This is a genomic window from Gimesia aquarii, assembly GCF_007748195.1.
Lineage (GTDB): Bacteria > Planctomycetota > Planctomycetia > Planctomycetales > Planctomycetaceae > Gimesia > Gimesia aquarii.
On record NZ_CP037920.1, the window covers coordinates 849,902 to 872,300 of the forward strand.

A 22,399-nucleotide genomic window follows, 5' to 3' on the forward strand; every position below is an offset into this window, starting at 1 on the left:
TATTCTTCAAGATAACTTACATGATGGGGTTCAGGTTTATAATTTCTTCTCTTCTGGTCGTGTATGCCAAAACGCTCACAGCACAAACACCCCCTGCAACGGCAGTCGCAGCAGGTGAATGAATGGCGACGCTGGAAGAATCTCCTGATGCTGGTAGAGGTAGATGTTTGCTGGAAACACAGCAATCAGCAAAGCTATGATTCCCCACGCCGCCAGATGTGAACATTTTGGGATCAGCAGCAGGACACCCAGCAGGATTTCACAAATGCCACTGAGTAGAACAAGTTCCTTGTGGAGTTGGAGATAGGGCGGCACAATTTTCAGAAAGAATTCTGGGTTCACGAAGTGCATTGTACCAGCCACGATCATGAAGACCGCAAGAACAAATTTTGAGGGTGTTTTGAACCGACTCATGTCTGGTCCTCAGTTGGGAATCGGGATGTGAGAACTTAGTTTTTCTAACAGCAGATCAATAAGAGCCGGGTCCATGAGTTTGTAGTCGTCTGGGATATTTAAGCATATAACTTCCTTGCCAGCCAAACTGTCTCCAAACTTCGATTCAAGTCGTCGTCGGTGTTTCTTCTCCATTACGAATATCATGTCTGCCCAACCAATGTGGCCCGCTGTAACCTTGATACGGGCATCCTTTTCTGTACCCGCTGACCTCACATCATATCCGTTAACACCGTCAAATATTTGCTCCGCTGTCAGGCTTCTCCATTTATTCTTGCTGCAAACGAAAAGGAGTTTTGTCGGTTGGGAATCGTTATTGGGCATTCTGAAATACCTCAATGAACGTCTCTGAATCCTGTGCCCCAGCCAATGTCAATTTCTGATCGACAATGAAGAACGGGACGCTATTGACTTCATACTGTTGAGACATTTCTCTGGATTTTGCGATGGCATCCAGTCCATCTTCGCCTTCCAACACGGTTTCCGCTGCCTGTCGATCCAGACCTGCTTCAGCCACCATCCTAATAAGTGTCTGGCGATTACCAATATCCTGACCTTCCGTAAAATAAGCTCGGAACAGTGCCTCAACGACAGCATCTTGACAGCCACTCTGATCGGCAAGCCAAATGAGCCGATGGGCATCAACAGTATTAGGTGTTCGTTCAATCTTATCAAAGGCGAAATGAATTCCTTCAGATTCACCAACAGTAACGACATTGGCATCTAACTCCATTGACCGTTCCCAGCTTCCAAATTTTCTGGTGCGATATTCTTTTCGGCTGATTCCATACTTTGGCATCGTGGGGTTTAATTGGAACGGATGCCATCGAATATGAATGTCATGCTCGTCATTCAGGTCAGTAATGGCCTTCTCAAGTCGCCGTTTGCCGATGAAGCACCACGGACAGATCACATCTGAGATCACGTCAACGGACAGTTTCATTTTGGTTCACTCAATTTCTGTAGAACTCGATCCAGAATTTCTTGGGCAACTGTAACTGAAAATAACCGTTTTTAAGAGTAATAGCTACTGGCAATCATTCTCCGATACTGAAGTGTTTTCGCAATTTTTCCAATGCTTCTTCTGGCATTTCATGACCCTTGTACATCCAACCATGAAACGTCGGTAGATCGACATCTGCAATCTGTATCAATTCTTCATTCGTCAGCGGTCCTAATTTCTCTCTGTCAACGCCAATTTCCTTCAAGAGCAATCTGAACGGATTGGGTCGCTCCTGTTCAGATTCAGGCTCGGCCCTATTTGGTCGTCGCTTCTTGGCTTGTACATTCTTCTGTTTCTCTACTGTCTCTGATTGCGTGGGCATAGCAGCCTTTTGTTCTACCACTTTCTTTTGTTTTGCTTTTCGAGTTATCTTTGGTTGCTTCGTAATTATACTTTTCTTTTTCTTGGAAACCTGCTGTTTTGTCTGCGGTGTTTCTGTTGATTCGGCCTCTCGCAGCCAATCCTTAACAGTCTCCACCCTGTAGCGAACTGACTGACCAATTCGAACACACGGTATCGCACCCTCAGTAGTCATTTTGTGGAGATGTCGCTCTGAGATTGCTAGACGTTCCGCTACTTCCTTTGCTCGCAACAGTAAACGATCATCTGAACCAGAACCTTGCTCAGAGTTCATATGATTTATGAATTGTCTTCTGCTTTGTAATTCATCGACCACTTCTTGCACTACAAGTTTTAATAATACACGGAAGGCACTTTCAAGATCACTGGACATGACAGTCTCCTTGTTGAATGGTGTGTTTAGTATCTCACTATTTAAGCAAGGAGACTGTGTTTCAAGAAACATCAGAATGGTTGTGTGTTTAACTGGTGCCCTCACCGTCACGAGATCCGTTTTCGAGAATCGACTTTGGGTACGGTGTTCTGTGAAAACATTTCATGTTGCGATTTTACGTCAAATGCTGAACCTATTCATCGATTTCACCAGCTTTGGCATGACTTCATTCAGAACATGTTCCGTCGAATTCCTTGTCGTCGCCCTCCTGCGACTCGGGCCAGCTTCCGGTCCACACAGTCAAGAGTGGGTCGTGGTCCTCGCAATCACAAGTGATTTTCTGTTTTCCGCAGACGGAGCAGCGTTCGACATCGCAATTGTAAAAATGTTGCCGTCCAACAGCCACTCCACAGTCTGGGCAGTTATTTTGATTTGTCATTTCTCAATTCCTTTCGAGTTCAATCCAAAAATTGTATTGTCGGGACATAGAACACTTTAGCTATGTCCCCGTGCAGCTATACAGAAACCGTTTGTACGTCGGCTCCCAGCGATTCGGCTATGTCCAAAATGAGACCTACAACTTCGCAAGTTCGATCCAACATCTCAACATGACTACATCCTTGTGTGAAACTGCGCAGCGTCCCAAGCAATTGTGATAATGGGACCATGCCAGCACAGTACATGGGGCTGGCAGGCGGCTCGCCTTGCTTCCGAACAAGGTAAGCAGACGCTAATAGCGGAGCGTCCAGTAAAGAGGATGTAGCTTTGCAGTAGTCAAAGTATCTTTTGCTTGTGCGGACTAAATGTTAGCAGATTTATTCTTTTACGTCAAAAACTTTTTCAACCTTCCAAAAATAGTTGACCCGACACTCATATATACAGAAGGCCCAACAATCGATGGACGGAATTATGACACACGAAGAATTTGATCTGATAGTAAAGAGCTTTGGTAAGGAACGAATTGCTGCAGCCTTGCCACAGAAAGAAGTATGTCAAGTGCTCGGGCTGGTGTGCCTCAGAGACCTGACAGATGACCTTGGTGTCAGCTATGACAAGTTCCGGCGATATATGGAAGCAGGTAAGATTCCGTTTCCTGAAGTACGGTTATTGCGGCGGACGTATTACACGACGCAAGAGGCTGATGCGATCAAGACGAAGTTAAAACAAGCCAAAAGCAAAAAGTCTTGTCAGTAAATCGAAAAAGAAGATAATAGGCCAACATAAAAAAACGAGCCACCCACATGAAATAGGCGGCTCGAAAGGACACGTACATGACCATGCACGCATTACATAGTTATCGCAGCTACGACGAATTTTCTGAACTCGTCGATGGACTTTTTTCCGACAATTCAGCATCAGATGCAATAGTTCCAACTTTCGGTCCAAAAATCGAAAGCATGGAAGCAAACCTTAGATGTAGGGAATATGTAAAAACTTTTGGACCAAAAGTTCGAACTACCCAATCATCTAAGGTTTCAAATGGACGTAAGAAAGAGCGATCCATTTACACATGGCTTCGGAATCGCACTTCAGGGCTGGATTACGGCAAGGAAATCGCTGGCCGAAAGGGAAAGCATCCCATTCACATCAACAAGAATGAAGAGGTGCTGGCGTTCTTTGATGATCTGAGAAAAGGTCGCCGAACATGGCTGGAAAAGATCACAAACCAAGACTTCATAGATCATCAACAGAAGAAAGAGACGTTTTACTTTGCGGGCGATTCAAAGTCAAAGAATGACGAGACACTTGCACTCATCGACATTGACTGCAAGAAATTCGGCACTTTAGAGGGTGCAATGTCATTCGCCAAGTTTCTTAAAGAACACCATTTCCCGAATCTGTACATCGAAGTTTCCACTCACGGAAATGGAGCACATGGATATTTTGTGCTGGAGAAGTACGATTACGGTGCGACCTTCATTAACAATCTTTTACTTCAACGGCTCCAGCCATGGTTACGGAAAATTTTGGCTGAACAGGACTTTGACGTTGAAAACGTGGAAATCAAAGGGACATTGCCGGTGGTGGAATGGGGCGATGAAAAATACGAAGTGTTGACGTACAAATCCGGGACGCTAGCCAAGTTGCCACGGATCGAGACGCCAGAACGGGAGGAGCAACTCCGCAATACAACAATTGTTACAGTCAACGATCTCCAGCAATTGCCGGTCATCGAAGAGCCCAAAGTTAATAAGTCTGCGAAAACCAGAAATACAGCGACACCACACGTTGGCTCGATTTCCGGGAAGCATATCAGTCAGGATGAATTGGGGCACCTCAATGGTCATTACCGGCAGGTAGCTGAATCCTTACTAGAAGTTCATGCTCTGAAAACCTCGGGCAAGACTGTCGCCACAATTGAAGATGTGGCAATCTTTTTGATGTTGCTAAAGTTTTTTACGGAAAATATGAACACTGACGGTTCACTGCCGGTAAATCGGTGGTCGGAAATGTGGAAGTCGGTGTTTGTATTGGGTGATATTAACCGTGCCTTTTGTCCTCAACGGTTCAAGACAATCCGAGATCATCTGTCTGGGTTAGGGCTGCTGGACTGGGAGGACGAAACTTACCGTATCGGCTGGACAGACGAAGACGGCAAATACCATAAGGGCAAAGCCTGTAAATGGCGGGCCAGTAAGGAATTCATGGTGAAGCTGGAAATACCTGTGGTGGCAATTGTTAAGAAGAAGGAAGAAGGAGGAACATCCTTTATACGAACTACACTCATCGAGTTCTTCAAAACAATCACTCAACTACGTTCAGAAGACACCACCCGACCCGTTTTGTTTGATCCAGAGTCCCCATTGAGGCTCAACCCTGACGAAATCAACCACTTCGTCAAACCATTCGACGCTTACACCAGTTTGGCGGCGTGATTTCAACAGGGAAGATGCGCAGACAGGTTCCAGCATTTCTGAACTGCGAGAGAATCCGGTCCTTCTCAAAGCACTTTGGCTCTTGATGCGCCTCCGAAACAAGAGACACCTTCATCCAAGAGAATTCAAACTTTCGCTTCTGTACCAGAATTGGCAGTTAATACAAATTTTGGAATGGCGATCTTCCCTGATCGTCAGCACTCTCGTTATTAACTAGCCTGCGGGAGTGACGGTGGTTCTATCTGATCCAACTCTTCAAGCCGTCTTTTGGAGAGTTCCACGGATTCCGCTTCGATGTCGAACCCGTAAAACGCTCTACCGAGTTTCTTGGCCGCTATTAGTGTAGAACCTGAACCGCAGAAATTATCAAGAACCGTGCCCTCCGATGGGCAATACGTCGTGATCAACTTCTCGGGCAGTGCGACCGGAAACTTCGCCGGATGCTTCACGCCTTTGGCATTTCCACCAATCGGCACGTCAATCACATCAGTCACTCGGGCAATGCCTTTCTTCCCCGGCTTTCCACCGTTGGTCCATCGGGAGTAAGCATAGTCGTTCATCGTGAGATGATCGGTCAGCTTTCCGTCCGCACGAGGATCACAAAACGGGTTAGCCGTCTTGGTGAACCAAAGGATTTCTTCGTACACATGACGGGGCCAATCCCGTCTTCCGATGGGGCCACGATCTCGTTTGAACCAGATGCGGGATGGAGGTTGCTTCCAACCCGATCCTCGCAAGGCAATTTGAGTCCGAAGAACGTAGTCGGCCACGCTGCCATCCTTCACATGTGGATCAATCACGATCAGCACAGATCCATCATCGGTCAACTTGTCCCACAACTTCGTCATCCATTCCACCGTGAAGTCGGCGTACTGCCCTTCTGGTACACCCGGATAATGCCGGTTCCTTCGCTCGGCGTATGGAGGTGAGCACAGGCAGAGGTTGATCGAGGCATCTGGCAATGCTGGAATCAGATCACGGCAGTCCCCCTTGGCCACGCTGTTGACCTTGATTTCTCTCATCGGCAGTTTAACCTGCCCGTTCCGTTCTTCGTCGAGTCGTTCCTGTCCTTTCACGAGCGCAGCCTTGTCAATGTCACAGCCGATGAATCGCCGATGATTCCGCAGGCATGCAATCGCTGTGGTGAAGCCACCACCGCAAGGATCGACAACGAGGTCGCTGGGGTTGCTGAAATATTGCACGAGTTTCTCGACTTCATGCAAGGGGCGTTGCCACGGATGCCAGTCTTTTTCCTGAACCTGACTAACGTAGGTATCAACCCATCGTGTCCGAGGAGTCCATTCGCCCTTCGAGTAAACAACGATTGGAATCGACTTGCTGACTAGATTCAGTCTGGAATAGACATTGCCTACACCCACCCACGTTGAAGTGTTCAACCATTGGAACTTGAGATGCTCATCGAGTGCCCGCAACTTTTCGTTGAAGCGATGATGTCCAAGGTAGGCAACGAATAGACCTCCCGATACCAGAACACGTTTTGAAAAAGCTGCCAACTCACCGATCTGATCTATGAACTCGTTGCCATAAGGGATGTCCGTGCAGATTAGTTGGACGGATTCTAGCTCAATACCGGCAATCTTCTCCAACTGTTGGAACGAACAATGATGGATCTGGATCGAATCATCCTTGTCAACCTCTTGAACCGCACGAGTAAGAGCTTCGTCTCGCTTCTTCCTGTTTTCGATCTCCCGAAGCTTCTTATTGACGGCACGGGCGGTAAGCTTGTCGCCATCAAAACGCCGTTTCATACACTCTCGCTGTTCCTCCACAGGTGCCTTGGAAACTTCTGCCGCAGCAGATACGGCGATCTCACCATTGTCCATTTGCTCAACAAGCTCAGGAATGCCATTCTTCTGAACTTCCTTCGCTCTGTAAAAACTATCCTTGCTGAGACCTGCCCGTTTACAGGCTTTATTCAGCTTCACAGTTTCATCTTCGCAATTCCCATCTTGCGTTGAACGACGATCTCCACCGTGCTTAAAAGTGCAAAGAGTTTCAACGATGGCAACACGCTCAGTGAGACTATAATCCTTTCGCATTACATCTTCGGTTATTCGAGCGTGAAGCACGGAGTCCACTTCAATGATGCGAGCGGGAATGGTCTCAAGTTTCATGATATCTCGGTAGGCACGCAGACGCCTTTCACCAAAAACGAGTTCGTGGTCGGGCGTGATCCCAATGGGCTGTAGAAGTTCCGTCTCCTTAATTGACTGGGCGAGTTCTTCGATGTCACCCATTTCTTTTCGGTGACGATTGCCAATTTTGATGTCGCTAATTTTCACTTCGATAATTTGATTCTTCATGTTTAGTTCCTTTGTGGAAAATGGGATCTGGAAAACTGAGCGCAGACCGGTGGCCTAGACTTAAACAGGGGTTTCAAAAAGCAAGGGAAGAAAGAGGTAGCTGCCAACGATGAATGAGGCTGTAAATTCAAGCAGGACGTACGAATTCGTCCTTGTGCTCCGACAGTCTCCGACGTGCCGTGGTGACGAATTGATCGTCTATTTCGATGCCTGTCACGTGATCCCAACCTGCCGAAAGTGCTCCGATCATTTCGGAACCGCTGCCCGAGTATGGCACCAACAAGCGGCGGGGTATCTCACGTTCTGGTTGAAGAATCAGACAAGCGAGATATTCACACAGAGCAAGTGGTTTGACCGTGGGATGGGCGTTTCCCTGTCGTTTCTTTCCTCTGACCTTGGGACAGTAAAAGAACCGAGAGGCACCACCTTCATCATCATATCCCTCCACAACATCCATTCGAGAACGAAATGCGTTGAGCGTCTTGCAGTTACCAACATTGCTACCGGCCTTTCGACGACGTGATTGGCGTGACTTCGAATTCCCACTTTGCTCATCAAGAATAGCAGCAGCTTCCTCGTCGAGAAGAAGGTTGGCAGGATACCTCCCCTTGTCGATCTCTTCGACGGAACGACCTGTGCGTACCGAATTGCTACTGTCCTGTATGCTGTCTGCAAGCCTTGGATATGGAGCCTGATGACTTCGCTTTGTACAACATGTTGTCCCAATTCGACAGTCTCCGATGTTGAGTCCACCGCAGCCATGGTTCGTAGCGTTCTTGACGAACGTGCCATCGACTGGCTTCATTGCCAGAATGATTGGCTCCCATGCTGACTTCAAGAACGTATGGTAGTCGTCCCACCGTTCGTCGAGAGTCTGGCCAATATTTTTCCCCTTGGGAAAGCCGTCACCGTAGAGCCAACACAGCACATCTCTGAGTACCCAACCTGCATCTTCGATGTTGCAGGAGAGTCGGTGAAAAGTCTTGGGATGACCAAACACAAGTAAATATGCGCCGGGTTTACAAAGACGCAACAGATCTTGAAACACAGTAGTAGGCGGGATAGTTCCGTCCCATTTGTGCCCCATGAATTTGAGGCCATACGGCGGGTCGCAGAAAACACCATCGAATGTGACTGGCGGAAGCGTCGGTAAAACTTTGTTAACGTCGCCGTGGTGGATGGCCCAGCTTCGATCTGTCGAGTGATGAGTAGTGATGCGATTTGAATTGTTGTTGGTATTTTTCATAGGGGTTCTCTTTATCTTTTGTGATTTATGAAATTTGTGGATGTATCCCGACCCCTCCCTGCGAAGAGCCGGGAATTTGTTCTTGAAAAAATAAAACGGGAAGCGTCAGACGGTTATGCCGCACTGTCTGTGGCCGTGACTTCATTGCGACGGATGTTGACGCTGAACCATGCCAGATCAAGTGGCAACCCCTCGCACCTTTCGGGGCTTGGAACTGCCTCGGACAACACCCGCAGTCCCGGCTCTTTGGAAGACAGTTCGTACATGATGTCGGTCATCATGGATTCAACGACCCATCGGAGACCACGGGCTCCAGTTCCAAGAGTCATCGCCCTTGATGCAAGTTCTCGCAGTGCTTCACGAGTGAAATCAAATTCAACTCCGTCAAACAGACAGAGCTTTCGGTATTGCTTCAACACGGCATCACGAGGTTCAGTAAGGATTGAAATCAGATTGTTCAAGCCAAGTTTGTCGAGACCTACAACCACCGGGAGTCGTCCAACAAACTCCGGGATCAATCCAAATTTGACGAGATCATGAGCAGTCATTTCGGAAAGTGGATTTCCAGTCCTCGTCTTTCGCCGCCCAAGTCGCTGGGAAATCACCTCGTCCAATCCCACGAATGCTCCTCCACAGATGAAGAGGATATTCGTAGTGTCGATCTGGATGCATTCCTGATCGGGATGTTTGCGGCCTCCTTGCAGCGGGACATTGCAGTCAATTCCCTCGATCATTTTGAGGAGCGCCTGCTGGACGCCTTCCCCCGAGACATCTTTTGTAATGGAGACATTTCCACTCGATTTTCGAATCTTGTCGATTTCATCGATGTAGATGACGCCACGCTGCGCCTCTTCGATGTCGTATTCGGCAGCAGCCAACAGGCGAAGCAATGCATTCTCGACATCATCTCCGACGTAACCAGCTTCGGTGAAGGACGTGGCGTCGGCGATGGCAAACGGTACATTTAGCTTCTCGGCAAGTGACTGGGCCAGAAAAGTCTTGCCGCTGCCGGTCGGCCCCATGAGCAGAATGTTGTTTTTCTGGATCGTCACTTGGGCGAGATCACCCATGTCGAAGGGACATAGGCCGTCATTGGCAGACAACCGCTTAAAGTGGTTCGTGACACCCACTGCAAGCCGCTTCTTTGCCTCGGATTGGCCAACGACGATTTCATCGAGATAATCGACGATTTCCCTTGGAGATGGGATCTCCAGTCTGTGATCCATTTGCTGCTTACTGCGATTTCTCTTAGTAGTCGAGGTTTGGCGTGAATCGTCTCTACTCATTTTCTTGTTCTCCTAAAACAGAGTTTTGTTTTGGCCAACCACTCGGCTGACTCACGCCACCATTGCCAGTGTCCTATTACACCCAAATTTTTCTGGGACATTCTGGGACAGTTGGTAGATTTATGGGACACGATCTGGGACAATCATGGAATGAAACGAGATCCCGAGGAATTCAAACAGAACGTGCGACGACGGCTGAATGAGCTAAACCTCACACAGAAGGAGGCCGCAGAGAAAGCTGACCTACCCTACAAATGGGTGAGACGAATTTGCTCACGAGGGCTGACAAGGATTGAGGGGCGAAACGCAGAGCAAGTCAAGAAGCTGTGCGATCTTCTTGGAATTGAAGATCACGAGCAACTGTTTTCAGGAATCGGTTTCGATGACACTCCTGCTGGTTGGGCTAAGAAAGCAGCCGAAGTCATTCGACGAAAAAACAGTGATGGAGAACAGTTGAAAAGTCAAATTGACATTGCATACCGAAAGCTCGCCGCTGAGTCAGTGTGGGAACTCATCAAGAGCAGAGGGTTGTATGATACCTTCAAGAAAATGGGAAAATTCACAAACCAAGAAGACGGGCTGGCCCTAATCAGATACCTGTTGGCTGGTGACGCTGTAGAGAATGCCCTACCTCTTTCAGCAGAGCAGATCGTTGAGAAGGTGGAAGCGAAAAAAGACAGTACAGACAGCAGTTCAAAATGACTGATTCTGTAATCAATGTCCCAATTGCGTCATTGATCGTTGATTCCACGTTTTAGGACTTACAACAATTCGTGGAAAACTGGAATCGGCAGAAGCAATAACTCTACTATTTGAATAATATCAAAAGCCCTATTATTTTGGTCAAAACCTTCCAGTTTATGTTAAGTCTATTAGTTTTCTAAATCCCAGCATCTCTCAATTTTTGTTCTGCTTCTTCAATTCGTTTTTTATTTCTATGGCATACGAAAATGGGTCTGGTACTCAAAGTATCAAAAAACCTTTGGAGTGCTTCGACGCTTGTGCAGCAAGTGCCCCCCACCTGAATTGTTTCAAGTTTTACATTTCGCAAACCTTGTTTAGCCCAGCGATACAAAGTGGAAACATGTGGTTTCCTTCCTGCTCGACGACGAGGCAAAAATTTCGCTGCTTCTACAAATGTGATGATTTTCTCTTTACCAATCTCAATCATTATCAATCCCTCCATGTAAAAGAAAAAATAGAACATCTTCTCTTTGTTAAGACATGCAACAGAGGGGGAAGGTTTCACTTATTTGGTCATGCAATTGATTTAGATGATTTAAGTAGCCACGTATAAAAAGGGATTGCACTTTTGAAAATCTTTCATTCCCAAACAGCAGGGCAATATTTGTGTTAATTCAGATGGATTGTGTGGCTTCTGTACAGCAGTGCTTTATCAGTCAGATGTTTTTGCCATTCCTTTTGAATGCCATTTCTGATGACTGATAGTATCATCTGTGAATCTAATTATTCCAGCTTGTAAAGCAGCAACACCAAACAATTGATTCTCAAGATTGATTGTCGTTTGTCTAACTGATCTCGCTTTTAGTTCATCTAGCCTTTTTTGTAGATGCTTCTGTGTCTTCTTTTTTTCGATTGGATAATCACCATCATAGCCACCCAATTTTTGCCAAGATAAACTTTTCTCTTTTTTTGGTTTTACTTTACAATGGTTTTTTTTGTGCGAACAATAGGGGGAGTCGACTCTATTGTTTATTTCAAAAATAAGGAGCACAATATGAGCGATATGAGCCGTTTTAGCGTGGTTTGGATATTGTGTTCAATGATCACTTTTTGCATTATGTTGTTTACATACAAGATTTATGGTTCATTTCCGTCAGGACTCGGAACTCTCGCTTGCACATTGGCTGAATGGTACGAGTTAGAAATAAGGCGTGTTCTCTTTGGGTATCCCCAAGTGATGGTCACCCCTGATGATACTCGCCTGATCCTGTTTCGGCACGTCAGTGCATCGTGGTTAATTGGTCTTGTTCTCGCACTTGTTACGCTGATGGTCATCGGACCTACTAACAAAGAAAAAGAGATTTGATTTAAGAAAGCAAACCCACTAGGATTAGTCCGCTATTGTGGCGCTAGTCCTTTGTGTGTTAAAGCCCCTTTGAATCTGATTCAAAGGGGCTTTTTTTATTTGGCTGAAAGTTATTTCAAGCCAAACTGCTTGCCAAGCCACATAACCGCATTGTCAAATTGCTTCTGGCTTGGCTTCTTGTAGAATCGATCTGTAGTTCCTTCAGGACTGTGACCGGCAAAATATTGAGAATATCTGGCATATTCACCATGTTCATCAAATTTACTTATTGATGTTTTTCTTAAATCGTCCAACGTTCCCCAATTTTTTTTATTCAATTTTTTACGCTGATCACGATATTGCTTGCCAATCATGCGTTTTGCAGACCTCTTACCATTTCTCAACTCATCTTTCCAAAGTGGTGTATTTACTGTGGTGGTCAATAGTAGTTCGTTGTGGCTGCTCTCATGTTCCACCAAGAGCGAATACGTCTCATCCCACAATCGATAAGTGACTGTAGGTACTTCCGGCTCATCTTTTTCCTTGTGACGTTTGAAAGTGATCGTCCTATTTTCTTTGTCAAATGTCTGATATTTTTTGCCATCGTCCCCAATAGCAATTTTTGTCCATGTGCCTATATCACTTTCATAAGCTCCTGTATTCAACATCAGTAAGTAATATAAACGATGTCTTCCGCTGGCATGTTTAAATAAATCAGTTACATCCTCATCTTCCCAAATGGTAATGATTTTTTTTGTGGGAACTTTGATTCCATTTCCCGGCTTTCTCAAATTGGGAATCGGCTCAATTACTTCGGCAGTATCACCACACCATTCTAAAAATGACTTGACTGTAGTTAGCGTGTCACGTTGTGTTGTTTTGGCAAGCCCGCTTGATTGTAGATCTGCCCTGAAGTCTGCCACTTTCATTGCAGTTGCGTGCAGAATGTTGGGACAAAAGACTTCAAATCTTTTGAGTTGAATTCGTTGATTATTCATGGCACCTGCTGTGATGTCTCCTGCTTTCACATCACTGATACGAAAGACCAACCATTTTTTGATGAGTTCAGATGTCTTGAATTCAGACCTGTTCTTTTTTCCATTTTTGACAATAGACTTAACTGTATTATGTGCGGCTTTAAATTCTGGTGTCTGTTCATCTGGAATTAAGAGTTCAGCAGCTTCATATAATCCTTGATCATTAGCATTTCTAACAATTCCCAAAACTTCACTTGCCCACTCTGATTGTTTTCTGTTTTCGGAAATTTCAGCCAATTCAATTTCGTCCTGCAAATATTCTGTGAGTTTTTTTCTTAATGGATGTGACTCATCATGTGCCTTTTGCTTTGCTTCCAATTGTGATTTTATTTCCTCACGCCTGATGACAAAATCAGACCAAGCATCGGCTCTATTTCTGCGGCTATCTGAATCGTAAGCAGATGATTTCCATTTGTTTCCTTTGTAGGATTTTTGCCATCGTACTTTGCCTGATGGAAGTGTTTCAGGCTTGCCTAATTTGATTGCTTCACGAGGCATTTTTTCTTGTCCTTTTTAAATCTCATGGGTAGATTTTCATGGGTAAAATTACCAGAAATCTACCCATGAAACAAGAAAAATGCTATAAAACAAGCTTGTTATATATATGGTGACACGTTCGAATCGTGTCGCCCCGATTTTTGTAACTCATTGAGAGATAACGCTTTACAGAATACATTATTTGGTATTCTCGATCAGTAAGCGTTATTTTTATATCAACGAATCGCGAGTCTCTCGCGATTTTTTTACGCAAATTGGTATTGCTCTGCAGATTTGAAAAACGTGATTGGGGCTGTTTGTCTCAGCTCTACTTTTTTTGCTGCAAAAGTTGATCCACAGTGCGTAATGCTTCATTGAAAGAACCGACAAAGGCAACGTTTCCTTTTTTGTCAATTACGGCTGCTTTGGGAATGCCTCGCACACCAAATTCGCGCATCGTTTGGCCAAACCACCCTTTCTCAGTCGCCCGTTGGTCTATGGCCAATTGATAACTGATTTTCTCTTTTTGTGCAAATGCCTGCAGATCTTTAGCTGTGGCGTAGCTGTCATGCATACCAATTAATACAAACGGATGTTTGGCATAGTGTTTCGCAGCCAATTGAACTTCAGGTAGCTGTCCTAGACAAGGCCCACATTTTGTGCCCCAGAATTCCACCAACACGACTTTACCGGCTAAGTCAGGTGCTGTCGATTCCCCTTCTGCAGTCAACCATTTGGCTGGATTGATTTTCGGAGCCGGTTTGCCATATTGAATCGTACTTTCCAGATCATAGTTGATAGGGGGGTGACGTTTCAGATAAGCAGCCATATCTGTCACCGGTGCACGCAGTGTCCTGGTAACAGGTCGAACAGGCGATCTACCAGCTGACCGGGTTGGTACATGACGCGAATCAATGAGTAGGGTTCCTGTGGGTAATGAAATCGCGAATGCGTCCGCAGGAACAGGTTCTAAAATTTCCACTTTTTCAATAACATATGCGCTGAGAAACCTGAGTTTACCTTGCGACATATTCCAGGTCATGTGCACGCGCGGAAGAATCAAACCATTCGAATATTTTTCAGGGGCGAAGTACAAATTAACTCGTTCTGGTTCATCCAGATTGGCACCCATTGATGATTCGAAAATAAATCCTGTTTGCTGGTCAAAGATACGACGAAAAGAGGATGACTTTGAACTTATCTCATAGGTAGTTTGTTTTCCTGAATGACTGATCTTTAGCTTGGGGCGAATTTTACTTTTTTTCGAAGGGCGAACGCTGCGCAGGGATGGCCAGCTACAAAGGTCAAAAACAGTATTGACGTACACCATGCTGTGTCCCACTGAAACGCTTGCTTGATTATTAGTATTGCTGTAGGACATCGATTTTTTGCCATTGAAAACACTTATTCTGTCAGGCTGTTGAATTCGCTTTTGATCTGCGAGATTCTTTTTTTGAAGCAACTTGCTGTAATAGTGGTCTGCGCGGTTTTTACCACGATCCGAAGTGATGACTACCTTCGCCCATGTCAATTTCTGATGATGGTGTTTTTCTAATATCTTATTGATGTTCGGAATTTGATACGGATCGAGAGTTCGTAAGTCATTGAGTAAGTTTTTTGCAGAAATATTGTGTTTAACGAGCATGATCTGGCGTGCCGCGATCCGCAGGGGAGTCTGCTTGAGACGTTCTGATTGCGTATGCCATTTGAGTTGTAGCTCTTCGGGATAGATTGATGATTTATCTGGTTGCAGGTTATCAGTTTTAATCTCAGCAGGTAAAAATTGCGGTTTCGAGAGTCGAAACAGAATTTCGGCAGTCTGGCCTCCCGACAACTTGACCAGCTTACCCCGACTGGAATCGGCGTATGCTAAATTCTGTGGTTCGGTGACGATGAATCGGCGCATGCCCGGTTCCATGAATATCTGCAGTTCGCCAGCAGTATTTGTTTTGGGATAGTCGACATAGACTGTCTGAGTCGAAACCGGAATTTGTCTGCTTGATGTATCGGTTTCGTAGTCAAATCGCACACCAGAAATTGGTTTATTGGTATCTGCATCGACCACTTTCAATTTCACGACCGCAGCCGGGCTAAGTTTAAGAGTGACCGCTACATCGTCTTTCGTTTGAGGTATCGTCTGCTTTTGACTCAAAAACACAAACGGTTGATCGGGCGTTGGTTCTGCCTTCAAGGTGTATTTACCAGGTAACAGTTTTAACATCGCATTTCCCTGACTGTCGGAACGCGCTTGGATCCCTCCGCGCCGAATCTTGCGGCTGTCTTCAGCCGTAATCAGTACATTAGGAACAGGTCGATCTGATTTACTTTGCACAACGCGGACCCTCACATTCCGCGGTGCAATAAATTCACGATCGAGCTTACCATCATAGCCTACTCTGACAATCCTTTTATTCTTCTTAGCGGAGTTTGTCGTCTCTAACCTGAATTGCCAGGGATCATACTCCGGACCTGGATCGATGTTAGCAAGATAACTGGTATCACGGCGGAGATGATTAAATTCATAGTAACCATTGGGGTCAGTCCGCGTTTCACGGAACTCAGCAGGTAGTGATAATATTCCATCGAAGGCAACTGGCTTGAGGACAGAGTTAGATTTATTTCCCAGAAAAAGACATGAGTATAATCCCCAACCTCCTGGGTCTCGAAGATTGTCAACCAGGCCAAATTGTACTTTTGCCCCCGCGAGCGGCTGCCCTAAATCGTCTGTGATGTGGCCACGTAATTTCACTGCGGGTTCAAACATCAGATCCACGCTAATTGGTTCACTTTGGTAAAAGGCACGTGCTGTGATTTGCTCATTTTTGTCCCCCTTGTCGATTCCTGTGGGGCGTTTGTAAGGGCGGTAATTGCGAGTAGGATGCCAGGTAAAGCCATACTTATCCTTGGTTCCAAAAATAATAAAACCGCCCTCGACTGGTTTGGGCAAGGGGTTGGCTCGCTGTCGAATGACGAGCAGTTGAATGTCCTTTAATTCGAAACGCCCGCTGGCATCACTTTTCGTTCGGCTACGTAAGCGTTCAAAATTTCCGGGCATACGACTTGCATAACTGGCTACATAAATGTCTGCATCTTTAACAGGATCCCCGGCTGTTGTGCGCGCGATACCTTTAATCGTCACACGATGTAACTCCTTTCCATAGCCTCCTCCTTCCTTCACCGTACTGAGAATTTTGATTTCAGGAGGCCGCTTTGATGGTATTTGATGCTTTTCTGGCTTTGCCGTATTGGGCTTCTTTTTATCGGATGCTTGAGCGAGTTGATTTGATGCATGCGGTGTTTTGTTTTGTTGCGTTTCCGTAGCCCATAATTGAGTCTGCCAGAGATTGGCCGCGAGCATGCTCAATAAAAGAATCAAGAGTTGAACGCTCTGTGAAAAATTCAGAGTCGACTTCCATGCGATACAATTACAACTCATTGATCTCTCCCGGGACAATCTTGATTTAACACTATTTTTGTGATGCACTTCCCATGGTCTAATTTGAGTATGGGGATGATAGGCTGGTTGTGTGCATAGGGGCGTCAGAGAATTAGTATACAATGATGAACTTTAGAGATGCAAAGACGTTCCGCGTAACAACAGAAAAAACTGGAAACGTTGATGTGAAGTAATCATTACAAATAAGGTTTGAATATTCTGAACACAGATATTGAATATGAAGGCTAAGTAAGGGCATATTCTCTGGATGAGTTTGTTTTTGCATAGATTGAAACCCATTCCCTGCTCATAATTCGCCTGTCTGATCAGCCTGCATGAATTCAAAAGTAATGATATAAAAAAACATAATTGAAAGCTATTTCTTTTTCAGTCGCTCAATCTGCTTCTGAGCTTCACGCCGATGTCCTGCCGAAATTGATTCTTCTTGCAACACTTTTTCATACGTTTGCAGAGCCTGTTTCTTTTGATCGTTAGCTGCCAAAGTATCGCCGAGCGCTAACAGCATCGAATGACGCCAGAATCCGTTGAGTTTTTCGATATTCGTTCGGCGTAGTGTTTTCAGGGCTTCATCGAATTTGCCTTGTCGTGTCAGAATTCGTGCCGCGGCCTGAACTGACTGAAATTGATCTGCAGAACCAATTCTTGTGACAGACTCGAAGTTTTGTCGATAGGCTTCTAGTGCAGTAGCATCGTTCTGTAAATTCGTTTCACGATTGCCACCCATTGTGAGCAGGATTCTCGTCAGCATGCGACTGTCAGATGTTAATTCCAGAGCGGTTTTCAGATCTGATTCTGCTTTGTCTCCCGCTTTCGTGCTGACAAAAGCTCTCGCACGCGCAAAAGCACCTGCACCCGTTTGCCAGAATGGCCACTTGTGAAAATTCTCTTCGCTAAACTGATTAATGATTTCACCAAATTTTCGTTGGGCTAGAAGATTCTCCATCCGGACCGTTTTCGCTACGGCCTCAAGAGGAATCTGATTTGCAATTTCTTCAGCTTGATCAAAATTTTTGAGTCTTCGCGTGCAATTCGCTGCACGCTGCAGAGTGTCTGATTTCTGGAAGTCAGTGAGTCGCTCATCCATTGCCAGTGCGAGAAAGGCAGACAACGCCTCTGTTATTTTTCTCTGGCGCAATAACTTTTCTGCGGCCCGGCTCGCAATCAGGTAGTCAGTGACTGTAGAGTCAGCTTCAAATTGATGAGACAGTCCACGATAAAAGTGTGCGAACTTCAAGGGCTCATGGAAGCCCGGCTTTCCTGTTGGGGAAAATGCGGAATACTCTGAACCATTTTCTCGGATTCGTTGGCGGCAGACATTGATGAACCAGGGAAGACTGACGGTTGGTTTATGCCCGATTACTTGATGCAAGGGGTCATTTTTATCTTGGATGATGGGAATACGGATTTCCGCTGTCCAATGATCGTCGGCGATGTGTGTGGCAACTTCAGCTTGTGAGTCCCAGCGGAACCAGTTGTTCTTGTCAGTGCCACGATCGAGGTCGACCAGTGCACCAGCCGGGTTGACGACGATCTGGTAATAACTGTGAGACTCTGTTTCCAGCAGAATTTCGATTGCATCACCGTACCATATCGCCTGATCTTCATTTTTTGTCGACGTAATATTCGGTTTTTCACCAGGCGCTTCATCACAGCGGATTGCGAAATAAAGATTCCCGCCGACCCAGGTGGATTTGATCGAGGTACCATAGATAGGCTGTCGACCGGTTTGCAGCTCTCGCAGTTGACCGGTCGAAGCGGTGGGGCACTTCTGCCAGATGAGATCGTCGAGCTTCCCATCTACTACGATTTTGCCCCGGGGATCACCCACAAGCCGCAGAGTGGGAACCGGCCCCCGTTTCTGTGCCAGCTGCTTACTCTTGTTGCGTAGTCCATTGAGGTAGTTGTCGATCAATTGTACCCGCCGGCCGTAAACCGAGCCCTTGCTGACTTTGGTCTTGGCGATAGTAAACAATTTCAGTGCGCGATTGGCTTTGTCACCGTCTTTTTCCATTTCGCGCCAGTGTTCCTCGCAGTATTGGAAAAAAGCCCGCATCTCTTTCGCGGCAGGACCATAAAAAAGCTGACAGTACTCATCGAACATCTCGACTGCGTTTTGCTTTGTTCCACCCCAATACATTCGCGCGGTGAAGTAAATTAAGAAGTGATTATATCCAATGGCATTCTCTCGTAAGTTCATTGTGAGCCAGATGTCTTCACCACGCGAAGTTCCCTTGGTCGCGTTGATGCTCTCACCCAGAACATGTGGAATATAGGCTGGCAGATAGAAGCCACGACCCGTAAAAGGATAGTTTTCGAAAACGATAATGGGGTTGTCGGTCTTCTGACTCCAGTTCTCACGCAGCTTACGAATTTCGTCCCGTGCTTCGCTGGTAGGACGACGGCCACCTACGATAATCACTTGCACATTTGGCTCCAGCTTATCAATGGTTTCTGGAGGCTGAGTATAAGTTCCGTAGGCACAGTTGGAAATTTTCTTGTCGGGGTGTGTTTTACGTACTTCTTTCGCAACACGGTTAACAAATTCCCAGACATAATCAGAAAGTGCCCCACGATAACCTCGTTGCGGTGTGTCCTTTCCTTCACAGAGTTGGCACTGACAAATTGCCGTGTAACCATCGGGGGGCATCACAGAAACCACGTCCATGTCAAAATGATCAAACTGTGCGCGAACATAGCGAACTGTTTCCTGAAATAGTTGCTCGTTCGAATAACAGAGTTGGTTGAGTCGCTTCCCGAGTTGGGTATCTCGTTTACCACCATAGAGCGCAAACCAGTCAGGGTGTTTTTTCAAAGTCTGCTCATTATGAGTCATGTGGTCCAGTCCATGCGCAGCTTGTCTGCCATAAGGCTGGCGTACACCCAGTCGCATCGCCCACATCGCTGCATCTCGTCCATATACCCTGAAACGAAAATTAATGGTTCGCAATGGAAAGTCAGGATGAACGATTTGATCAATTTTTGGTAGAGCGATCGTTTTCATCTTTGGAACGATCTCCCCCAGATCACCCGGCAGATACCAGCGAACACCCAGGCTGCGCAAAAAACCACATACCCCATTGAATGATCCACGTTCGTCAAAACCCCACGTATTCACATTGCCATTCTTGTCGACGTGTTGTTCGTTCGGAGTTCCGAACAGTCCAGTGGAACCTGTGTAATGCTTGTATAATTGGGAATGTGGATATCCCCAGTGCTCCCCGGTAATTGCATCCCAGGCCTTTTGCATTTTTCCGCTTGCAATATCATTATTGCTTCGTGGCCAAGGTTCGATGGGGACAAAATCTGTGTCGTCGCCGATTAGCACGAGCCAGTTCTCACCAGAAACTATACGATATGCGCCATACTTCAGCCCCAGATCGGTGATGCCCCGTTTGTCAGTATGCGAACTTCGACCAATGAAAATACTGACGGGAACCTTACCACTCGGTTCGGTTACAATGGGCAACTTTGTACCTGAAATTTTTTCAATATAGTTCTGCAGCTCCTGTGCCGCGAGTCGCGTAGTTCGTGGAGATTTTGGGGCAATGACAATTTCAGAACGGGCTTGTCCTTCCTCAACAAGAAAGTGGTCTTCAGCAAAGGTCTGAACTACCTGGAGACAAAAACAACAAAGGATGCTGGCCAGCAGAGTGTTTTTCATGATGGTGTACCTCATTCCTGTTGCGGAAAGCTTTTGGGGAGGAGGAAAATTTGTGCCGTTTATTTTGAAGAACAGCCAGGATAAACACAAGATATGAGTTGAGAAAAGAGTCTTCCAGTCTGGTGAGCATCTTCTGAAATCGATTCCCAAAGCGATGAAGGTGTTAGCATCCTACAGCACTGGGGCTGACCTGCTTGCATAGGGAAGTGCAGCTGACCCTGATGTCTTAAGTATTATACAATCCATCGTTTATGGTGTTTCTTTCAGCGTGCTTCGAATTTTTTTCAAAAAAAATGGTAACATTTGGGCGCGTTTTTCGCTCTGAAGTTCAGATAGGGGCCAAATCGTTTTTGAAAATGAAAATTGCAGTATTAACACAAAGTAGGGAGAAAAGCTTGAGCCATGTGTAACAATTGTAATCTAAATATTGATGCGGAACAGACGGATGAATTTGGCCAGAAGTTGCTGGAGATTGTCAACCATAGTAGCCTTTCTTTGATGATATCGATCGGCCATCGCGCTCGATTGTTTGACATCATGAGTGACATGGAACACGCCAGCAGTAGTGAAATTGCTGAGCAGACCAGCTTAAACGAACGCTATGTCAGGGAATGGCTGGGCGCGATGGTGACTGGGGGGATCATTCAATATGACCCTGCTTTGAAGACCTATTTCTTGCCCGCTGAACATGCGGCTTTGCTGACACGTGCTGCCGGATCAAATAATTTTGCCACTACGATGCAATGGTTTTCGGTACTAGGCTCGGTAGAAGACAAAATTGTCGATTGTTTTCGAGAAGGAGGGGGTGTTCCTTATACTGAATTTTCTCGTTTTCACGAAGTCATGGCAGAAGAGAGTTATAACTCAGTCGTCTGTGGATTATTTGAACATATTCTGCCTCTCGTACCAGGTTTGGAGGAAAAATTGAAAGCCAGTATTGATGTATTGGATATCGGTTGTGGAAGTGGTCTGGCGCTGATAGAGATGGCTGCCGCTTATCCCGAAAGTCGTTTTACAGGATATGATTTTTCGCAGGAGTCCATCGGACGGGCAAAACAGACTGCTGAGGAACGCGGTATCTCTAATGTATCTTTCAAGGTTCAGGATGTTTCACAAATGAACTCTGCCAATTCGTTCGATTTGATTACTGCATTCGATGTCATTCACGATCAGGCTAACCCAACTCAGGTTTTGAGTGAAGTGAATGCCGCCTTGCGAACGGGGGGAACATTCCTGATGCAGGACATAGCAGCTTCAAGCAATGTAGAAATGAATATTTCCAATCCTCTGGGACCGATGTTTTATACGATTTCAACGATGCACTGCATGACCGTTTCGCTGGCTCAGGGGGGGGCTGGTTTGGGAACCTGTTGGGGAAAAGAACTGGCATGCCAGATGCTGAAAGAGGCAGGCTTTAATGACATCGATGTACATGAGCTGCCTCATGACATCATGAATTACTTTTATATCATGACAAAAACGTAATATTCGAAGCGTTTTAGTTCATGCTGTATCAGAGAGCAGAAATCACCTGATTTTTGCTCTCTGACTTTATTATAAATGTGTCAAAAATCCCTGTGATGATTGATGTTACCAGCTTCTTTGAGGTCAAATTAGATGTTTTTGTGGACTTTAGATAGGATAGCCGCAATTGCTGCCTATAATTTTTTAAGGCAGGAACGATTTTACATCAATAGCGAAAAATCTTAAGAATCACAGAAGAATGTGTTGTTTAAGACCTTTCCCTGTGTCGAAATTGGTGTAAGAATGCCGATTGTAAGGAATAATTCTATTGCGTAGAGTTTACCGCTTGACGG

At 45.7% G+C, this 22,399-nt stretch carries 18 protein-coding genes; 5 read left to right on the forward strand and 13 right to left on the reverse strand.

Features of this window, described 5'->3' with window-relative positions; all coding sequences use genetic code 11:
- Positions 1-75: 75 nt before the first annotated feature.
- The 5 genes from V144x_RS03500 to V144x_RS03520 form a co-directional block, all read right to left on the reverse strand.
- On the reverse strand, positions 76-414 hold the full coding sequence (locus tag V144x_RS03500; RefSeq protein ID WP_144981444.1) for a DoxX family protein: 339 nt from the start codon (positions 412-414) through the stop codon (positions 76-78).
- A gap of 9 nt (positions 415-423) precedes the next feature.
- Complete coding sequence (locus V144x_RS03505; RefSeq protein ID WP_144981447.1) at positions 424-777, reverse strand: low molecular weight protein tyrosine phosphatase family protein; 354 nt, start codon at positions 775-777, stop codon at positions 424-426.
- Positions 767-1,396 (reverse strand): DsbA family oxidoreductase, encoded by a 630-nt coding sequence (locus V144x_RS03510; RefSeq protein ID WP_144981450.1) that lies wholly within the window; start codon positions 1,394-1,396, stop codon positions 767-769. The genes V144x_RS03505 and V144x_RS03510 overlap by 11 nt, the downstream gene beginning before the upstream one ends.
- 94 nt (positions 1,397-1,490) lie before the next feature.
- Positions 1,491-2,189, reverse strand: coding sequence for a helix-turn-helix domain-containing protein (locus tag V144x_RS03515; protein ID WP_197998737.1), 699 nt, complete (start codon positions 2,187-2,189; stop codon positions 1,491-1,493).
- A 226-nt stretch (positions 2,190-2,415) separates the two neighbouring features.
- Positions 2,416-2,628 (reverse strand): hypothetical protein, encoded by a 213-nt coding sequence (locus tag V144x_RS03520; RefSeq protein WP_144981456.1) that lies wholly within the window; start codon positions 2,626-2,628, stop codon positions 2,416-2,418.
- A 470-nt stretch (positions 2,629-3,098) separates the two neighbouring features.
- Between V144x_RS03520 and V144x_RS03525 the strand changes: the two genes are divergently transcribed.
- Positions 3,099-3,383 carry a hypothetical protein gene (locus V144x_RS03525; RefSeq protein ID WP_144981459.1) on the forward strand — a complete coding sequence of 95 codons (285 nt, stop codon included), beginning with the start codon at positions 3,099-3,101 and terminating at the stop codon, positions 3,381-3,383.
- A 77-nt stretch (positions 3,384-3,460) separates the two neighbouring features.
- The gene (locus V144x_RS03530) at positions 3,461-5,065 is read left to right on the forward strand and encodes a hypothetical protein (RefSeq protein WP_144981462.1); all 1,605 of its coding nucleotides are present in this window, start codon (positions 3,461-3,463) and stop codon (positions 5,063-5,065) included.
- A gap of 209 nt (positions 5,066-5,274) precedes the next feature.
- Here V144x_RS03530 and V144x_RS03535 read toward each other — a convergent pair whose 3' ends face one another.
- The 3 genes from V144x_RS03535 to clpX all read right to left on the reverse strand — a co-directional run bounded on the left by V144x_RS03535 (position 5,275) and on the right by clpX (position 9,921).
- A complete protein-coding gene (locus V144x_RS03535; RefSeq protein WP_144981465.1) occupies positions 5,275-7,389 on the reverse strand; it encodes a DNA methyltransferase in 2,115 nt (704 codons plus the stop codon).
- Between the two features lie 127 nt (positions 7,390-7,516).
- Positions 7,517-8,635 carry a DNA methyltransferase gene (locus V144x_RS03540; RefSeq protein WP_144981468.1) on the reverse strand — a complete coding sequence of 373 codons (1,119 nt, stop codon included), beginning with the start codon at positions 8,633-8,635 and terminating at the stop codon, positions 7,517-7,519.
- A gap of 113 nt (positions 8,636-8,748) precedes the next feature.
- Complete coding sequence (clpX, locus tag V144x_RS03545; protein ID WP_144981470.1) at positions 8,749-9,921, reverse strand: ATP-dependent Clp protease ATP-binding subunit ClpX; 1,173 nt, start codon at positions 9,919-9,921, stop codon at positions 8,749-8,751.
- A 30-nt stretch (positions 9,922-9,951) separates the two neighbouring features.
- Between clpX and V144x_RS03550 the strand changes: the two genes are divergently transcribed.
- Positions 9,952-10,623 carry a helix-turn-helix domain-containing protein gene (locus V144x_RS03550; protein ID WP_144981473.1) on the forward strand — a complete coding sequence of 224 codons (672 nt, stop codon included), beginning with the start codon at positions 9,952-9,954 and terminating at the stop codon, positions 10,621-10,623.
- A 178-nt stretch (positions 10,624-10,801) separates the two neighbouring features.
- Here the strand turns inward: V144x_RS03550 and V144x_RS03555 are convergent, their stop codons facing one another.
- Together V144x_RS03555 and V144x_RS03560 are read right to left on the reverse strand one after the other, a co-directional pair.
- Positions 10,802-11,092 carry a DUF1580 domain-containing protein gene (locus tag V144x_RS03555; RefSeq protein WP_197998738.1) on the reverse strand — a complete coding sequence of 97 codons (291 nt, stop codon included), beginning with the start codon at positions 11,090-11,092 and terminating at the stop codon, positions 10,802-10,804.
- 225 nt (positions 11,093-11,317) lie between these two features.
- Positions 11,318-11,656, reverse strand: a complete 339-nt coding sequence (locus V144x_RS03560; RefSeq protein WP_144981479.1) for a hypothetical protein — start codon at positions 11,654-11,656, stop codon at positions 11,318-11,320.
- A gap of 3 nt (positions 11,657-11,659) precedes the next feature.
- On the opposite strand from V144x_RS03560, the gene V144x_RS03565 reads away from it, so the two are divergent.
- Positions 11,660-11,971, forward strand: a complete 312-nt coding sequence (locus V144x_RS03565; protein WP_144981482.1) for a hypothetical protein — start codon at positions 11,660-11,662, stop codon at positions 11,969-11,971.
- Positions 11,972-12,081: 110 nt separating this feature from the next.
- Here V144x_RS03565 and V144x_RS03570 read toward each other — a convergent pair whose 3' ends face one another.
- The 3 genes from V144x_RS03570 to V144x_RS03580 form a co-directional block, all read right to left on the reverse strand.
- Entirely contained in the window at positions 12,082-13,485 is a 1,404-nt protein-coding gene (locus V144x_RS03570; protein WP_197998739.1) for a hypothetical protein, read from the reverse strand.
- A gap of 307 nt (positions 13,486-13,792) precedes the next feature.
- Positions 13,793-16,900: a redoxin family protein gene (locus V144x_RS03575; RefSeq protein ID WP_144981488.1), complete on the reverse strand. Its 3,108-nt coding sequence runs from the start codon at positions 16,898-16,900 to the stop codon at positions 13,793-13,795.
- A 376-nt stretch (positions 16,901-17,276) separates the two neighbouring features.
- Positions 17,277-20,582 carry a DUF4838 domain-containing protein gene (locus tag V144x_RS03580; RefSeq protein ID WP_197998740.1) on the reverse strand — a complete coding sequence of 1,102 codons (3,306 nt, stop codon included), beginning with the start codon at positions 20,580-20,582 and terminating at the stop codon, positions 17,277-17,279.
- Positions 20,583-20,984: 402 nt separating this feature from the next.
- On the opposite strand from V144x_RS03580, the gene V144x_RS03585 reads away from it, so the two are divergent.
- A complete protein-coding gene (locus tag V144x_RS03585; RefSeq protein WP_144981494.1) occupies positions 20,985-22,067 on the forward strand; it encodes a class I SAM-dependent methyltransferase in 1,083 nt (360 codons plus the stop codon).
- Positions 22,068-22,399 lie beyond the last annotated feature (332 nt).